The following is a 16,021-nucleotide window of genomic DNA, read 5'->3' as shown; positions in this document are numbered from 1 at the left end:
TATGGAAGCCATCGGCCTGATTGAAACCCGCGGTCTTGTCGCGGCAATGGAAGCGCTGGATACGATGTGCAAGGCCGCTACTGTCAAGATGATCGACATGAAGGTCGTCGGCTCGGGCCTTGTGGCCGTCGTCGTGGAAGGCGATGTCGCCGCCGTGACGGCTGCGGTTGAAGCCGGGAAGACTGCCTATGAGCGTACGGGAGGAGAACTGATCTCCTGCAACGTTATCCCGCGTCCTCATCCCGAGCTTGCCAAAATCTTATTTTAGGAGGTGATGGGCGGTGTCGGATTTTATGAAGGAAATTGTGCAGGAGGCGCTGCGCGGCGGGGCTGGCAGACGTCAGGAGCCGAATCGCGGCAATAGCAATGAGCCTTCCCGGCAAAATCCGAGCGTGCGGAGCACATCCGCCGTGCCGGGGATCAGCCGTCCCAATTACCAGCGGGACCGGAAGGAACAGCGTCTTGGTGCGGCGACCGGAGCGGTGACGGGCGTGGCAGCCGGTTCGGTGTCAGATACGGCGTTAGAAGCGGGGCTGGGGGCGGTGACAGGTTCAGCCTCAGGCGGGAATGGAAGAGCTGCTGCATTGTCTGCTGCGCCAGTGCCGGCTTCTGCGGGCTCGCCTGCGGCAGCAGCGGTGCAGGCGAATGCGTCATTACCCGCGTTCGTGTCCGCATCGGCACATGCACCTGCAGCCGTGAAAACTCCGGCTTCTGCTACTGCCGCTGCGTCCGCGGCTTCGCTGACCCGCGATTTCATTGAGGAATCGCTGGCCCCCTTGATGCGGATGTCCCTGGTTCAGGGGAACAGCCGGGAGGAGTGCGGGGCGGACTGCACGGATACTGCAGCGGCTCCGGATGAGTCGGGCATGCTCGGCCGAAGCTGCGCCGGGCTGGACTTCTGGTATTACCCGGAGCTGCGTCCTGAATTGCTCGGTGAGCTGGGCATCCGCCGAATTTCTGCGAAGTCGGCCGGAATTATTGCCGAAGGGCGCTGCCGGCCCGGGCAGTTATTCCTGCTTGATGGATGCTCCGCCATTTCCGGCGTCGATGTGGACATTAACTGGAAGATGGAAGGCGGCCGGGATTTTCAGGCCGTGCTTACCGGCGAGGCTTCATCCGATATCCGGAATGCGCTTCAGAGCATGTACGATCAATGTCTGCGGAGCGGGAGCCGCCGGATTCAGAGCTATATCGCGCTGGAGCCTTCTTCAATTCTGGTAAAGTATCTGAACATCTCCCGTGGCGATGCGGTCGCCGCCCTGGAGGGCATTTCACGATACCGCAGCGTTGCACTTCTAGACAGAGCGCTCAAACTGGGCATGAGTTCCCGGGTGAAGTTCAGCATTGCGGACGAATTCGTGATCCTTACCGGGGAGCGGGGAGACCTGTCGGAAGCCTCGGCTCTGCTCGGGAAGCTGATAGAGCCTTATGCCTGATTACGGAAGGAGGGATTAGCTGATGCAGCAAGCATTGGGTCTTATTGAAGCAATCGGATTTACAACCGCCGTATCGGCAGCGGATGCCGCGCTGAAGACGGCAGATGTCACGATTGAAGCTGTGGAAAAAGTCATCGGAGTGGGCGGAATGCTCGGTGTAACCATCCATTTCAGCGGGGATGTGGCGGCGGTCACCTCTGCGGTTGAGGCCGGAAGAACAGCGGCCGAGCGAATCGGCAAGGTAGTCTCCGCGCATGTCATTCCGAGAGCCCACAGTGATGTCGTCACGAAGATGCTGTCGCGGTTTGAGGTGTTCTCGGCGGAGCCGCCGGGTCAGGTTCAAGTTCAAGTCCCTGAGCCGGATTCCTCCACAGCCGAGGTCAAGAAGCGGCCGCCGGGGCCGGGCAGACAAGCTCCGCCGAAGCCGGAATAGCAGCATGTGAGCTGAGATAGCAGTGTGTGAACATCATAGGCGGCCCACGTTCCCTGGAACGCAGCCGCATGCAGAACCAATAATCAATCGGGAGGAATTGGAAATGGGAGAAGCTTTGGGATTGATCGAAACGAAGGGGCTTGTCGGAGCGATTGAAGCGGCGGATGCCATGGTCAAAGCGGCCAATGTGGAGATTTGCGGGTATGAAAAAATCGGCTTCGGTCTTGTTACCGTAATGGTGCGGGGAGATGTCGGCGCAGTTAAGGCAGCAACCGATGCGGGAGCCAGCGCAGCCAAGCGGGTTGGCGAGCTGATCTCGGTTCATGTCATTCCAAGACCCCACAGCGAAGTGGAAAAAGCGATTCTGTCCAGCATTAAAGCGTAGGACCCGTCATGCGGTCCTCATCTAGCGCGCTCGCCGTACGAACCGCTGCCGAAATGCTGTATCGCGGCAGGGAAGACGAGCTGGACCGGCGGTATCCCCGCATGCTGATACTCCTTACTCAGCACTGGATCGGGATGGAGGAAGGCTTGGCCGCTGTGCGGCGGCTAGCCGGGATGAAGCTCCGATTGCAGCTGTATGTTGACCCTGCTCTGAGGCAGGTCATGGGGCAAAGAGAAATTGTGCAAGCGACCGGAGTGGATGACTTCCTGGAACCGGGTGCGGAATTTCGGATCGCCGGTGGTTTCTGCAATTCCGGTAATTTCGGCAATCTCGGTAATTTCAGTAATTCCGGGAATTCCGCCAATTTCGGCGTTTCCGGCAATCCCGGCATTTCCGGCAATCATACCGGCATGGAACCACCGCTGGCCTCCAATATTCAGTATTTGTTCATCCCAGTGCTTTCCTTCTCCTTAATGTCCAGGATTTCCAGACTGGATGACGAATCGCCGGTCGTGCGGCTGATCCTTCAGGGCTTATGCTCGGGCAGACAAGTCGCCGCCCTTCGTGCAGGTGTGGAGGACGACGGTCCGGAATGGACGGCGCGCGGATGCTCCATGCCGCCTGCGATGAGGCGTGAAGCGGCAAATATGCTGGGGTCGCTTCGGAGCTATGGAGTTACGCTGCTTGGCAGCGAAGGAATAAGCGAATGGATTGGCGGAAGCCGTGAGAAGAAGGAACTGATTGCCGGAGATGACATTCTGTCGGCGGTATCTGGCGGCGTTACGGAGCTGAAGACGGGACGGGGTTCAATCATTACACCGCTTGCCCGCGACCTGGCGGCACAATACGGAATACAGATCCTGCAAGCGCGGGATGGGGAGACGATGTAGATGCAAATCGGAAAAGTGATCGGGCGAGTGACCGCAACCAGAAAAGATGAGCGGCTTGTCGGCACCAAGCTGCTGATCGCTCAACCCATCCGGCTTGACGGGACTTTGACCGGAACTCCCATAATTGCGGTGGATACCGTAGGAGCGGGAGTAGGGGAGCAGGTGATTTTTGTGGTGGGCAGCATGGCTGCAAGAGCGATTGCGAATGAAGGCGCTCCTGTCGACGCGGCAATCGTCGGCATCATAGACAGTCTGGATAGTGAACAGTAGGGGGCTGATCCGAAGTGGAACCAACAAGACTCAAGGAAGCGCTGGAATACCGGCGGCTGATCGATACGCTGCTGGATCGCGGCGGCTATGCCGATCTGGTGCTAAGCGGCGGCTTCATCATCAATGTTATTACAAGAGAAATATATCAGGGAGATGTCGCGGTCAAAGGCGAACGCATCCTCATGGTCGGCGATTGCTCGGACCTGATCGGTCCGGATACTGTAGTTGAGCGGGTTGCAGGTCAATTTATCAGCCCGGGCTTTATCGATTCCCATATGCATTTTGAAAGTGCGATGCTGACGGTGACCGAGTTCTCGAAGCTGTCGATTCCGACAGGAACGACAACGCTGATTGCCGATCCCCATGAAATCGGAAATGTGCTCGGAGTTCCCGGCATTCGGGCAATGATCGACGAGGCGAAGAGCCTTCCGAACCGGGTGCTTTATACCGTTCCCTGCCTGACGCCGGATGCGCCGGGTCTGGAGACGGCGGGCGCCGAGATCAATTCCAAAGACATGAAGGAGCTGCTGAATGATCCTTACGTACAGGGCATCGGCGAAATTCAAGGCTTCAGCAATGTCATGCCAGTCTTCAATCACGCTTCTCCGCTTATCGATGATCTGATCGCTTCCGTTGTGTACGCGAAGAGCATCGGGAAGACGGTGGAGGGGAACGCGCCGGGCTTGTTCGGCAAGGAACTGGCCGCCCATATTATCGGCGGAGGAACGCATGTCTCCTGCCACGAGACGACGACCAAGGAAGAGATGATGGAGAAGCTCCGCTACGGCGTAAGCGTGTTTATCCGGGAAGGCTCCTCCCAGCGCAATATGGCGGAATGCATCCGCGCCATTACCGAGGAAGGCGTAGATTCGCGCCGGGCCATTCTGGTATCGGATGATATGGTTCCGGAGGATCTGCTGAAGCTCGGCCATATGAACGACATCGTCCGCAGAACGATTGCGCAAGGAATCGATCCGGTTGAAGCGATCCAGATGGTAACGATCAATCCGGCGACCCATTTCGGCTTCGGTGATATCGGGGTTCTTGCGCCCGGCAAGCGGGCGGATATCGCCGTCATTTCCGATCTGCGGCAGATGACCATCGACAGCGTATATCTCGGCGGCGTCAAGGCGGCGGCGCGGGGCGAGCTGCTGCTCGATATTCCGGCTTATACGTATCCGGCTTCCGTGAAGTCATCCGTGAAGCGTTCGCCCGTTACGGTGAAGGATATGTATATTGAAGCGAAGGGGACGCAGGCCAAAGTCCGCGCGCTTGAAGTGATTCCCGATCAGAATTTGACAGGAGCGCTGGAGGTTGCCCTGACGGTGAAGGACGGGATTGTCCAGCCCGATCCAGCCAGCGATATTCTGCCGCTGCTTGTTGTCGAACGGCATGGCCGCAGCGGACGGATCGGCCGGACGTTCGTGCGCGGGATGAAGCTGCGCGAGGGGGCCATCGCCCAGAGCATCGCCCATGACACGCATAACATCATCGTCACCGGAACCAATTATGAGGATATGAAGGTGGCCGTCAACCGCGTGATCGCCATGAACGGCGGCATCTGCATGATCAAGGACGGGAAGGTGATCGGCGATCTGCCGCTGCGGATCGGCGGGCTGATGTCCGACGAACTGACCGGCAAGGAAATGAGCGCGGCCGTCGCCGAGCTTCACCGTCAGGCGAAGGAGGAGCTGGGCTGCACGCTGCATGTTCCGTTCATGCATTTAAGCTTCCTGTCCCTCGTGACCAGTCCGAAGTGGAAGATTACCGATCTCGGACTGATCGATGCAGAGAAGTTCGAGAAGCTGCCGACTATTTTACAGTAAAGGAAGATGGGCATGGGGCTGAGATTGATTGATCTGTCGCAGGAAATTTATCAGGGCATGCCGGTCTTTCCTCCGCATCAGAAGACGATGATTTTTCCAAATATGTCGCATGAGGAAAGCAAGGAGAAGCTCGGGTTTGAATTTGCGACCAATAATCTGCTGATTAACGAGCACGGGCCGACGCACAGCGACGCGACCTACGAATATGACCGCAACGGCAAGACAATTGATGAAATGCCGCTGGAGTATTTTTACGGGCCTGCGATCTGTCTGGACGTCTCCTATGTATCGCCGGATTCCTATATTACAGCCTCCATTCTGCAGGAGGAATTGAAGCGCTCGGGACTGTTTATCGAACGGGGTGATATCGTCCTGCTTCACACCGGGCATTATACAAGGTCTTACGGCAAGGAAGAGTGGCTTACGCGGCATGCAGGCCTTGATTACGGCGCGGGGGAGTGGCTGGCGAAGCAGGGCGTGGTCAATATCGGCGTTGACGCTCCGTCCATCGACAATCCTGCGGATATGAGCTATGCGGGTCATCTGATCTGCCGGGAATACGGAATGACGAATACGGAGAATATGTGCCAGCTGAATGAGGTTGTCAATCAACGGTTTCTTTATTTTGGACTCCCCTTGAAAATCCGCAGAGGCACAGGCTCGCCCGTCCGGGCGGTCGCCGTGCTGATCGACTAAGGACCGGGGATACGGAAAGAAGGAAGAGCAATGCTGAGAACGAGAGTGAAGGAAGAGGTCATCATTCCCGCCTATGAAGGACGGGCCATCGTTGTGCCGAAGGGTCATTATCTATGCATTATTGATATGGAAGGACAGCAGGTGGGCGATTTCGTCTGCTTTAACCAAGGCAATCCCGGAGAACATGTGTCTCCTGTCCATATGAGATCATCGCTGAGCAGCATACGTCTGAAGGAAGGGGACGGGCTGTACAGCAATTATCGGCGGCCGCTGATGACCTTGGTCAAGGATACGGTCGGCAAGCATGATTTTTTCTTTCCGGCCTGCGACTATTACCGGTATAAAGTGGACTTTGATCTGGAGGAGCACCCGAACTGCCACGACAATCTGGAAAAAGCGCTCAAACCGTACAGACTCGGTTATACAGAGCTTCCGGACCCGATCAACTGGTTCATGAACAATGTGCTGGATGACAACGGTGATTATGTGATTGAGCCTCCCCTTTCCAAGCCGGGCGATTATGTCATGCTGGAGGCGCTTGATGATGTGGTTGTGGCGGTATCCGCCTGCTCGCAGGACCTTGCGCCCGTCAATGGCTGGAAGGTGACTCCGCTGAAGCTGCAAGTGCTGGAGGGGATTTAAGCGATGAGAGATGTCCGCAGCCGGGAGTACGCCGTCTCTTTTCTGCAAAAACTGATCGCCACCGATACCTGCAATCCTCCGGGCAATGAGCACCGCCTGTCGCTTGTGCTGGAGTCGTTCCTGAATGAAACTGGGATTCCTTGCGAGGTCGTCCCACTTGATCGTACACGCAGCAATGTGACAGCTGAGCTAAAGGGAGGCGGCCGCAAACAGCTCATGTTCTGCGGTCATATGGATACGGTAAGCCCATGGTCGGCTTCGGCTGGGCACTATACTCCCCACGGCGCTGACATCAGCGGCAACCGGATTTACGGCAGAGGCGCCTCCGATATGAAGAGCGGGCTTGCAGCCATGCTGCTGGCTATGGCTTCGCTGCGGCAGGATGGAATCCGGCTGGACGGAGAACTCCTGTTCCTGGCAACCGCCGGGGAAGAGGTGGACAGCTGCGGAGCCCGGATGTATCTGGACCATCACAGCACTCGGGAACTGGATGGGCTGGTGATTGGCGAGCCTACCTCGGGCAAGGTGGCACTCGGGCATAAAGGAGCGTTGTGGCTCCGTATTTCACTGTATGGAAAAAGCGCCCACGGCTCCATGCCGGAATTCGGGCTGAACGCGGTGGAGGGCATGATGGAGCTGATTGCGCTGCTGCGCTCTCACGCCCTGGAGTGGAAGACCGATCATCCGGTCCTCGGGACAGGCAGTCTGTCCGTCAACATGATCGCCGGTGGAGTACAGACGAATGTAATTCCGGACCGCTGCGCTATTGACGTTGATATCCGCACCGTTCCGCCGCAGAACCATGCTTCGCTGCTGGAGGAGATCGAGCACAGGCTCCTTGAGCTGAAGAAGCTGAATCCGCAGTACCGGTATGAAATCGAGCAACTGCTGGACAGAAGTCCGGTCCATACCGATCCGAACGAGGAACTGATTGCGGCGGCGCTGGAAATCACAGGCCAATCACGCGGGGAGCTGAAAGGCGTCCCTTATTATACGGACGGGTCTGTTCTGCATCATGCAGGGAAGCCGCCCATTCTGATCTACGGTCCCGGTGACGAGAAGCTGGCTCATCAGCCGGATGAGTGGGTGGATATTGATGCCTATATGGCGTCTATCACCTTTTACCGGGAGCTGGCGATTCGATTCCTGGGTTTAGAGCAGGCTTGAAATCGAATAGGAACCTCCGGCTAAGTTCGCATAGTCCCGCTTGTATAGCGGCGGCTATGCGATTTTTTTTGAAATAGGAGCAGTTAGTAACCATCCTTGGAGCCAAGCCGCTGACATCGGAAACGATCAGCTTCGCGCTAGAACTGATCTTGTATTTCCCGGCCATCGCCCGCCCTTGCCATCAAGACGCGTGCAGGTGTTTATCCTTGGGAAAAGGCGAAGCGGCTCTGGATCTTCGGTCCAGCAGCAGCCCGACAAAGCTGGCCAGCACCTGCTGAAACACCATGCCGAGGATGACGGGCAACGCAACCGGAGCTGGGAAGTAGGAGACGGCGAGGACGGCCCCCGCGCTGATGTTGCGCATGCCTCCGTTGAAGATCAGCGCAACCTGGTCGGCTTCGTTCCACCCCAGCGCCCGCGCGCAGAAGAAGCAGATTGCGTATCCGGTGGAGAACAGGGCGATGATGGCGGCGGCGAGTCCGAGCAGCTTCCAGCTGAAGCTCGTCAAATATGGCGCAACGACAGACCCGTTAATCATGACAACGGCCGCCATGCACAGCTTGGACAGCGGATTGAATCTCGGTCCCCAGACCGGCGCGACCTTACCTTTGGTCCATTCGTTCAGAAGCATGCCGAGCAGGGAGGGGGCGACGATCATCCAGAACAGGCTCTTCATCATGGGAAACACATCCAGATGCACATCCGCGCCGACGAGAACCGATAGAACACCCGGCACGATGAATGGGGACAGCAGCGTGTCGATCAGGATGATCGACAGCGTCATGGCGATGTTGCCGCGATAGATGCTGACCCAGACGAAGCTGCTGACGCCTGTCGGAATAACCGCTCCGAGAATAAGGCCGGTTATGGTGTAGGAGTCGCCCGAAAAGGCGAGATGCCCGGCGCCGAGGGCGATCAAGGGCATGACCAGATGAAGAATGGAGAGGCAGACGATCATCGGCAGAGGCTTCTTGAGGACATTCAGGAAATCCTTGAAGCCGAGGCTGATGCTTCCGGCGAAGGTCAGGAAAGCGAACAGCCAGGGCGACAGATACGAATACGGGGACAGCAGTCCGCCGAGCAGAACGCCGATCACAATGCTGGTTGGAGTAATCAACGGCATCATGCGGTTCAGCCGCTGATTCAGAATGTGGAGCATAGAAGGCAACATTCCTATCCTGTTTTTTTCTACTTATTATACATCTTGACGGCTGTTTGCACAGGGATTGCGTTCCGTGTGTTCAGGTTAACCGTTTCTTCCGCATCCTAGGCGAATCGGTTAAACTAGAGTCAAATCGCGGATGAAGCCGATTCCGTACAGCAAGGTGGAGCTGATTTATGAACAAACATTTGGTATTCGTTCTGGCGCCCGATTCCTTCAAAGAGAGCATGACAGCCAAGGAAGCCTGCGACGCCATGGAACTGGGAATCAGGAAAGTCGATCCGGGTATCACCTGTATCCATGTTCCGATGGCCGACGGTGGGGAAGGGACAATGCAGTCGCTGGTCGACGCCACGAACGGACACGTAATCAAGATGAACGTTACGGGTCCTCTTGGCAGTGAAGTGGAGGCTTGCTTCGGCATTCTGGGAGACGGCGAGACCGGCGTGCTGGAAATGGCCGGCGCAAGCGGCATCCATCTCGTTCCGCCTGCCGCAAGAAATCCGCTTGTAACCACGACCTACGGAACGGGCCAACTGATTAAAGCCTGTCTCGACCGTGGCGTAAAGAAGCTGTTGATCGGAATCGGCGGAAGCGCGACGAACGACGGCGGCGCCGGAGTTCTGCAAGCCCTTGGCGGCAGGCTGTTTGACCAGTATGGGCAAGAAATCGGCTTTGGGGGCGGCGAGCTGGGTCGGCTTGACCGAATTGACCTCACCGGGCTTGATTCCCGGCTTCTGGAGGTTCAAGTCGAAGTGGCCTGCGATGTGACCATTCCCCTGTGCGGGCCGGAGGGAGCCTCTCATGTGTTTGGTCCGCAAAAGGGAGCAAACGCCGAGACAGCAGGGCTGCTGGACCGAAGTCTGAATCATTATGCGAACGTTATCAAGGAACAGCTCGGGAAGGACTTGATGAATGTGCCGGGCGCCGGCGCCGCCGGTGGACTGGGTTACGGTCTGATGGTCTTCCTGAACGGAAGGCTTCATAGAGGCGTTGATCTGGTCATCCAATATACGGACCTTGAGGAAAAGATAAAAGAAGCGGATATCGTGTGGACCGGGGAAGGAAGCCTCGACTTTCAGACGCAATACGGGAAGACGCCATTGGGCGTGGCGGCCGTAGCCAAGAAGCATAATAAGCCCGTGGTCGCTTTGGCTGGCCGAGTGGGCGAGGATATTGAGATGTTGTATGAGAAAGGAATCGATTCCGTCTTTGGCATTATGAAGGAGGCCGGTTCGATTGAAGAGGCGTTAATGAAGGGCAGGGAGAATATCGAGAAGACGGCCGAAAGCATCGTTCGTTTCATGTACGCCACACGGGGACTTCGATAATCTCTATTGAGCGGAAATGAGCGGAAAAGATAACGATGCCGCCCGAACCCAAATCCGACATTTGACGTGGGATAACAAGGACGGTATCTCGATGAAATCCAGGTTCTATGCGGGTTGCCGGGATTCCGTCACCAGCCAATGGTCATAATATTCCATGAGAAAGTAACGTTTCTCCATAGCCCAAAGCCCGTTTTTGCGGTATCCTTTGGTTGAGCTAGCGGTTCATTAAGATACTGAATTAACATGTATGGAGGAATGCTACGTGCCGTCAATCGCTGATACGATTCAATTAATACAAAGTGAAGATTTCAAGGAGAAGCTGGTCAAGCTCTATGGAGACAACGCCGAAATTTTGAAGAGCCAGGCTGACAGATACGCTTCTCTTGTAAACGCCTACGAGGGCCGTTATGCGGAAGGCGATGTCTATCTGTTCAGCTCGCCGGGCCGCAGCGAAATCAGCGGCAATCATACCGACCACAATCTGGGCAAGGTTATCGCAACCAGCATCAATATGGATTGTGTCGGCGTTGCCGCGAAGACAGGCGACCGCAAAGTCAGCGTCAAGAGTCTGGATTATGGCACAGACTTCGTTATCGACCTTGACCGTAGAGGCGAGGCTGGAGAGCAATCCGGCACCTATACGCTGGTCGAGGGCATCCTGGAAGGGTTCGAGAAATTCGGCTATAACATCGGCGGATTCAGCGTCTGCATCACGAGCGACGTCATCAGCGCGGCGGGCGTCAGCTCCTCCGCTTCCTTCGAAATGCTGATCTGCGAAATTCTGAATGATTTCTATAACAAAGGCGAAATGGATATCGTTATCCGCGCCAAAATCGGCCAGTACGCCGAGAACAATAAGTGGGACAAACAGTCGGGCCTGCTGGACCAAATCGCCTGCGGCTACGGCGGTCTTATTACGATTGATTTTAAAGACAGCGTCCATCCGGTTATTAAGGGCGTGGATTTTGAAGCCATCGACAAGGATTACGATCTGCTGATCGTTCCGACAGGCGCGAACCATGCCGATCTCAGCGAAGAATATTCCTCCATTCCGACGGAAATGAAAGCGGCGGCCCGCGTACTCGGAGCCCAGGTTCTGGGCGAGCTGACGCTGGACGATCTGCTGGGACGGTTGGAAGAGGTTAGAGCAAGCGCCGGCGACCGTGCGGTTCTTCGCGCCCTTCACTTCTTCGAGGAGAACAACCGCGTGGACCAGCAGATCCTGGCGCTGGAGGAAGACCGTCCGGAGGATTTCCTCCGACTCGTGACGGAATCGGGCAATTCCTCCTGGAAGTGGCTGCAGAACTGCTACTCCAACACGGATCCGGGCGAGCAGGGGGTAACGATTTCCCTGGTGCTGACCGAGCTGTTCATTAAGAAAATCGGCGCCGGCGCAACCCGTGTTCACGGCGGCGGCTTCGCCGGAGTCATTATGGCGCTGCTGCCAAAGAGCGCGACCGAGGAATACACGTCCTACATGAAATCCTTCGGCACGCCGCATATTTACCGCATCCGCATGCGTAAATACGGAGCGGTTAATGTAAATGCTCTCTAATTATTATCTATAGGCTGTACGCAAAAAGCGCCCGCGAAATTCGCGGGCGCTTTTTTGCCATCTTTTTTACCATTTCACCCGTGCGTGATGCTCGTAATCCTGCACGGGGCGCTTGTATGTCAGGCGCTTAGACGTTCTCGCTGTATCCGGAATCGGTATAGAAGAGCTCCATCGACGGATGCTCGTCGTAATTGCCGAAGCCCTTGCCGAACAGTGTCAATCCGCCTTGATGCACGGCGTCTTCTTCGACTGACAGGCGAAGGGTCCATTCCTTCCGCCGGATGTCGACATCCTTCAGCGTGACTCCGGAGAGCTTCACGCCATCGATATAGGTGCCTGAATCCGTCAGGCGCAGCTGCTTAAGCAGGCCGTATTGATTGGTGCGCTGCGGCCACCAGGCCGGGGTGAAATTCCCTCTCCGGTCTCCGTAATCGCCGGGGCTTGTCCAGGTGCCGAGCTTCACTCCGTTCAGCGTGAAGGTGATGTCCGAGGGGTAATCCTCGCTGACTCCCGGCGCCTCCGAGGCGATTTCCATGCGGAGCAGCAGTTCCTCGGGATGCTGGCTGGACAGCAGGAAGTTGGGCGCCTTGTATTCAATGAAGCCCTTGCCGAACCAGAGAATCGCGGCATGAATCCGGTCCTGATCCCAGAAATACCGGGGATCGTCAAAGCTTCCGATCACATGACTAGTTGTGGCGAGACCGCAGGTCGGTTCAATGCTGAAATCCGAGTAGTGGCCGATCGGAATGTCGATGCGGTGGCTCTTGCGGACTGCAGACGAATCCGCCGGGAACTCAATTTCAATGGAAGCCGCGGCAAGGGAGCAAATCTTCTGGAGCCCGCTTTTTCCGGGAGCCATCCGGGTCTCAATGAGCCCCGCTTCGCTCAGCTTGCGGACATGCATCGTCATGATCGCGCTGGACAGACCGGCCGCGCCGGCAAGCTCCTTGATATTCATCGGCTGTTCGGTCAGCAGCCGGAGAATGTGCAGGCGCACCGGACTAGCCAGGGCCTCATAGACCGGAAGTGATTGTTCGGTAAGATCGAGTTTCATGGAATTCCGCCTTTTCAGGAAATGTCGTTAATAAATATATTACTCAAATGAACAAGGTAAAGCAATTCACTTCTTATTTTTGGGGAAAAATATATTTAATATATGAATTGACTTGAACAGCAAAATCCCCCTATAATGGTTTTGTAAAATATAAATTAATTAATAAATATATTAATTAAGGAGATGTTATACTCATGGCTTTGAAGGGTGTGCTTAACGCCGACATCGGCAAAGGAACGATTGACCGGAATATTTACGGGCATTTCTCCGAGCATCTGGGACGTTGTATTTACGAGGGAATCTGGGTAGGTGTGGATTCCGAGATTCCGAATACGAACGGGATTCGCAATGACGTTGTGAATGCGCTTAAACAGATCCGGATTCCGGTGCTCCGCTGGCCGGGCGGCTGCTTCGCCGACGAATATCACTGGATGGACGGCATCGGGCCCAAGGAGAACCGCAAGCGGATGATCAATACCCACTGGGGCGGCGTAGTGGAGAACAATCACTTCGGCACCCATGAATTCATGGAGCTGTGCCGCCAGCTGGAATGCGAGCCGTACATCAACGGCAATGTGGGCAGCGGAACGGTGCAGGAGATGTCCGAATGGGTGGAATACTTGACCTTCGGCGGCGAATCGCCGATGTCCGAGAAGCGGAAGCAGAACGGGCATGAGGAGCCTTGGGCCGTTACCTTTTTCGGCGTCGGGAACGAGAACTGGGGCTGTGGCGGCAACATGCGCCCGGAATACTACGCGGATGAGTACAGACGCTATCAGACCTATGTCCGCAACTATGACGGCAACAAGATTCACCGGATCGCCTGCGGCCCGAATGCGGATGATTACAACTGGACGGAAGTGCTGATGCGCGAAGCTTCCCGCTTCATGGATTCCATCACACTGCACTACTATACGCTTCCGCTTGAGTCGTGGGAGGATAAGGGGAACGCCACCGGCTACGACGAAACCGAGTGGTTCTCCACACTGAAGAAATGTCTCAAGATGGATGAGCTGATTACGCGGCACAGTACAATTATGGACAAATACGATCCTGAGCGCCGGGTCGGACTCATCGTTGACGAATGGGGCACCTGGTATAACGTTGAACCGGGCACTGTTCCCGGTTTCCTGTATCAGCAGAACACGATCCGCGACGCTCTGGTGGCCGGCATTACGCTGAATATTTTCCACAACCACAGCGAGCGGGTGCGCATGGCGAACATCGCCCAGACGGTCAATGTGCTGCAGGCTGTTATTTTGACGGAAGGCGAGAAGATGCTGCTGACGCCGACGTACCATGTGTTCGATATGTACAAGGTGCACCAGGACGCCGAGCGTCTGGATCTGACGCTTGAAGCCGGAACCTATGCCTTTAACGGACAGGAAATTCCGGCCGTCACCGGAACCGCCTCGAAGGACAGCGAGGGCAAGATTCATATCAGTCTGTGCAATCTGAACCCTTCGGCTTTCTCCGAAGTCGAGCTGGATATTCGCGGACTGGCGGGAGCTTCGCTTAAGGTAGCCGGAACAACGCTGGCGGGCAGCTCCATCGACGCGCACAATACTTTCGCGCAGCCGGAAGCCGTGAAGCCGCAGACGTTCAGCGCGTTTGCGCTGAATGAGGGCAAGCTTACCGTAACGCTGCCGCCGATGTCGGTGACCGCTCTGGAGCTTGCATCGAACTAGACCGGGGTGATGGAATGACCAAGGGATCATCTTGCAAAGCCTGCCGTGACGAATACCGGGTGACTGATGAGCAGATCGCCCGCATATTGGCGGCTCCGATGTTCGCATCGGAGCACTGCGTCCCGGAACAGGTGTATCAGGAACGGCTGGAGGCATGCCGAGCCTGTCCGAAGCTTGAGGGCGGCATTACGTGCCGGGTATGCGGCTGCATCATCCCGGTCGTCGCGAAGCTGAAAGAAAGGTCCTGCCCGCTCCCCGGCGGGAGCCGCTGGCAGGCGCAGGCTGTGCACGCTGAAAGCTGAAGAAGCTAATAAACCGGGTGTTCCGTTCTGGAGCACCCGGTTTTGCTTCTTTATATGGGCTGATGTCGGCGCGGAGAACTTTTATGAGAACTGGCGTCGGAACTGTCTCGGAGAGATGCCTTCGAGCCTGCAGAAGGTGGCGCTGAAATAGGAGGCGCTCCTGAAGCCGACCTCCTCGGCGATCCGGGCGACGGAGTATCCGGTCTGCATCAGCAGAAGCTTGCTCTGCTCGATCCGGTAGCGCAGCAAGTACTCCATGGGGGAGCAGCCGTAGGCCTTGTTCATGCATCGGGCGATATAGACCGGGTGGAAATTAAGGCATTCTCCCAGCCTTGCTGCGGTGATCTCCTCGCTGAAATGCCCTCTCAGAAAGGAGGCGGCAAGCTCGGCGCACTGGGTCTGGGGCGATAAGCGCCCGGCTTCAGACGCGCCTTGTAGCATGCCGAGCATTTCCTGGAACAGAATCTGCTGGCGAAGCGGGGTTCCGCTTAGATGCGCCTCCGGCGCGAGCCGGGTCAATTGGTCCAGCAGTTCTTCCATACGGGCGGGCTGGGGAAGCGAGGTATATTGGGGCAGGCGAAGAAGGAACGGATTCGCTTCGAATTCACGGTGAACATGGACTTTGCCGCCGGGTCCAGGCTGCCCGTGTACCGGCTCTCCGGCTTCCTGAAGCCAGGAGCCCTGAGGCCAGGTCTCCGAATGTACGGCCTCCGAATGTCTGGACTCAGGACCGCCCGTCCCGCTGACGCTCCACGGACCGGATGTCGAGAAGTGAAGCCAGTCATAGAGGGTCGATTCCGTACAATCTCTGGAGCCGAAATGATGGCGGTCCGGCAGGAGGATCAGCGCCTGGCCTTCCCGGACCTCATACCGGCGTTCTTCTTCGCCCATATACAGGCATCCGCTGCGAACGTACAGCAGATCGAATACGTGGATATGCTGACGGTTCAGATGCCGGTGGCCCGGCGGGAACTGATGGGTTCCGCTGGCGATATAGAAGGGAAGCGGCGGGGCTGCCAGGTGCAGGATCATTATGGAAGCACTCCTTGATGAGGTTGGAATATTGAAAGATCAGGTTGGCAATCTGAACTAAAATTTCGGTGAAATCCTCTATAATGATGAACACGGATTATAATCAAACATCAATTATCACTGTGTATGACCGGGTGCTGCTGTCTACAGGA

The 16,021-nt window shown here is 56.4% G+C and carries 17 protein-coding genes; 14 read left to right on the top strand and 3 right to left on the bottom strand.

Going from position 1 to position 16,021, the window contains the following annotated elements:
- Position 1: 1 nt before the first annotated feature.
- The 10 genes from PSTEL_RS18015 to PSTEL_RS17970 all read left to right on the top strand — a co-directional run bounded on the left by PSTEL_RS18015 (position 2) and on the right by PSTEL_RS17970 (position 7,745).
- Positions 2-268 (top strand): BMC domain-containing protein, encoded by a 267-nt coding sequence (locus PSTEL_RS18015; protein ID WP_038697442.1) that lies wholly within the window; start codon positions 2-4, stop codon positions 266-268.
- A 13-nt stretch (positions 269-281) separates the two neighbouring features.
- Complete coding sequence (locus tag PSTEL_RS18010) at positions 282-1,436, top strand: hypothetical protein (protein ID WP_038697440.1); 1,155 nt, start codon at positions 282-284, stop codon at positions 1,434-1,436.
- Between the two features lie 22 nt (positions 1,437-1,458).
- On the top strand, positions 1,459-1,869 hold the full coding sequence (locus PSTEL_RS18005) for a BMC domain-containing protein (protein ID WP_084065152.1): 411 nt from the start codon (positions 1,459-1,461) through the stop codon (positions 1,867-1,869).
- A 103-nt stretch (positions 1,870-1,972) separates the two neighbouring features.
- Entirely contained in the window at positions 1,973-2,254 is a 282-nt protein-coding gene (locus PSTEL_RS18000; protein WP_038697438.1) for a BMC domain-containing protein, read from the top strand.
- Between the two features lie 8 nt (positions 2,255-2,262).
- Positions 2,263-3,144: a hypothetical protein gene (locus PSTEL_RS17995; RefSeq protein WP_156995903.1), complete on the top strand. Its 882-nt coding sequence runs from the start codon at positions 2,263-2,265 to the stop codon at positions 3,142-3,144.
- Positions 3,145-3,414, top strand: coding sequence for a EutN/CcmL family microcompartment protein (locus PSTEL_RS17990; RefSeq protein WP_038697435.1), 270 nt, complete (start codon positions 3,145-3,147; stop codon positions 3,412-3,414).
- Between the two features lie 14 nt (positions 3,415-3,428).
- Positions 3,429-5,240 carry an adenine deaminase gene (ade, locus tag PSTEL_RS17985; RefSeq protein ID WP_038697433.1) on the top strand — a complete coding sequence of 604 codons (1,812 nt, stop codon included), beginning with the start codon at positions 3,429-3,431 and terminating at the stop codon, positions 5,238-5,240.
- A gap of 12 nt (positions 5,241-5,252) precedes the next feature.
- Complete coding sequence (locus tag PSTEL_RS17980; protein WP_038697431.1) at positions 5,253-5,936, top strand: cyclase family protein; 684 nt, start codon at positions 5,253-5,255, stop codon at positions 5,934-5,936.
- A gap of 30 nt (positions 5,937-5,966) precedes the next feature.
- Positions 5,967-6,578, top strand: a complete 612-nt coding sequence (locus tag PSTEL_RS17975) for a DUF1989 domain-containing protein (RefSeq protein WP_038697429.1) — start codon at positions 5,967-5,969, stop codon at positions 6,576-6,578.
- Between the two features lie 3 nt (positions 6,579-6,581).
- Entirely contained in the window at positions 6,582-7,745 is a 1,164-nt protein-coding gene (locus PSTEL_RS17970) for a M20 family metallopeptidase (RefSeq protein WP_038697427.1), read from the top strand.
- Between the two features lie 181 nt (positions 7,746-7,926).
- On the opposite strand, the gene PSTEL_RS17965 is transcribed toward PSTEL_RS17970, so the two are convergent.
- A complete protein-coding gene (locus tag PSTEL_RS17965; RefSeq protein WP_038697425.1) occupies positions 7,927-8,904 on the bottom strand; it encodes a bile acid:sodium symporter family protein in 978 nt (325 codons plus the stop codon).
- Between the two features lie 179 nt (positions 8,905-9,083).
- On the opposite strand from PSTEL_RS17965, the gene PSTEL_RS17960 reads away from it, so the two are divergent.
- Positions 9,084-10,238: a glycerate kinase family protein gene (locus PSTEL_RS17960; protein ID WP_038697423.1), complete on the top strand. Its 1,155-nt coding sequence runs from the start codon at positions 9,084-9,086 to the stop codon at positions 10,236-10,238.
- Positions 10,239-10,500: 262 nt separating this feature from the next.
- On the top strand, positions 10,501-11,793 hold the full coding sequence (locus tag PSTEL_RS17955; RefSeq protein WP_342666514.1) for a galactokinase: 1,293 nt from the start codon (positions 10,501-10,503) through the stop codon (positions 11,791-11,793).
- A gap of 127 nt (positions 11,794-11,920) precedes the next feature.
- On the opposite strand, the gene PSTEL_RS17950 is transcribed toward PSTEL_RS17955, so the two are convergent.
- Positions 11,921-12,847 carry an ArsR/SmtB family transcription factor gene (locus PSTEL_RS17950; RefSeq protein WP_038697419.1) on the bottom strand — a complete coding sequence of 309 codons (927 nt, stop codon included), beginning with the start codon at positions 12,845-12,847 and terminating at the stop codon, positions 11,921-11,923.
- A 194-nt stretch (positions 12,848-13,041) separates the two neighbouring features.
- Between PSTEL_RS17950 and PSTEL_RS17945 the strand changes: the two genes are divergently transcribed.
- Positions 13,042-14,535: an alpha-N-arabinofuranosidase gene (locus PSTEL_RS17945; RefSeq protein ID WP_038697417.1), complete on the top strand. Its 1,494-nt coding sequence runs from the start codon at positions 13,042-13,044 to the stop codon at positions 14,533-14,535.
- Between the two features lie 14 nt (positions 14,536-14,549).
- Complete coding sequence (locus tag PSTEL_RS17940) at positions 14,550-14,837, top strand: DUF6171 family protein (RefSeq protein WP_038697415.1); 288 nt, start codon at positions 14,550-14,552, stop codon at positions 14,835-14,837.
- Positions 14,838-14,918: 81 nt separating this feature from the next.
- Here PSTEL_RS17940 and PSTEL_RS17935 read toward each other — a convergent pair whose 3' ends face one another.
- Positions 14,919-15,869: a helix-turn-helix transcriptional regulator gene (locus PSTEL_RS17935; RefSeq protein ID WP_038697413.1), complete on the bottom strand. Its 951-nt coding sequence runs from the start codon at positions 15,867-15,869 to the stop codon at positions 14,919-14,921.
- Positions 15,870-16,021: the final 152 nt, after the last annotated feature.

It is taken from the genome of Paenibacillus stellifer (genome assembly GCF_000758685.1).
GTDB lineage: Bacteria > Bacillota > Bacilli > Paenibacillales > Paenibacillaceae > Paenibacillus_AQ > Paenibacillus_AQ stellifer.
Note: the sequence above shows the minus strand (reverse complement) of the source record. Positions and strands in the feature narration are given on the sequence as shown.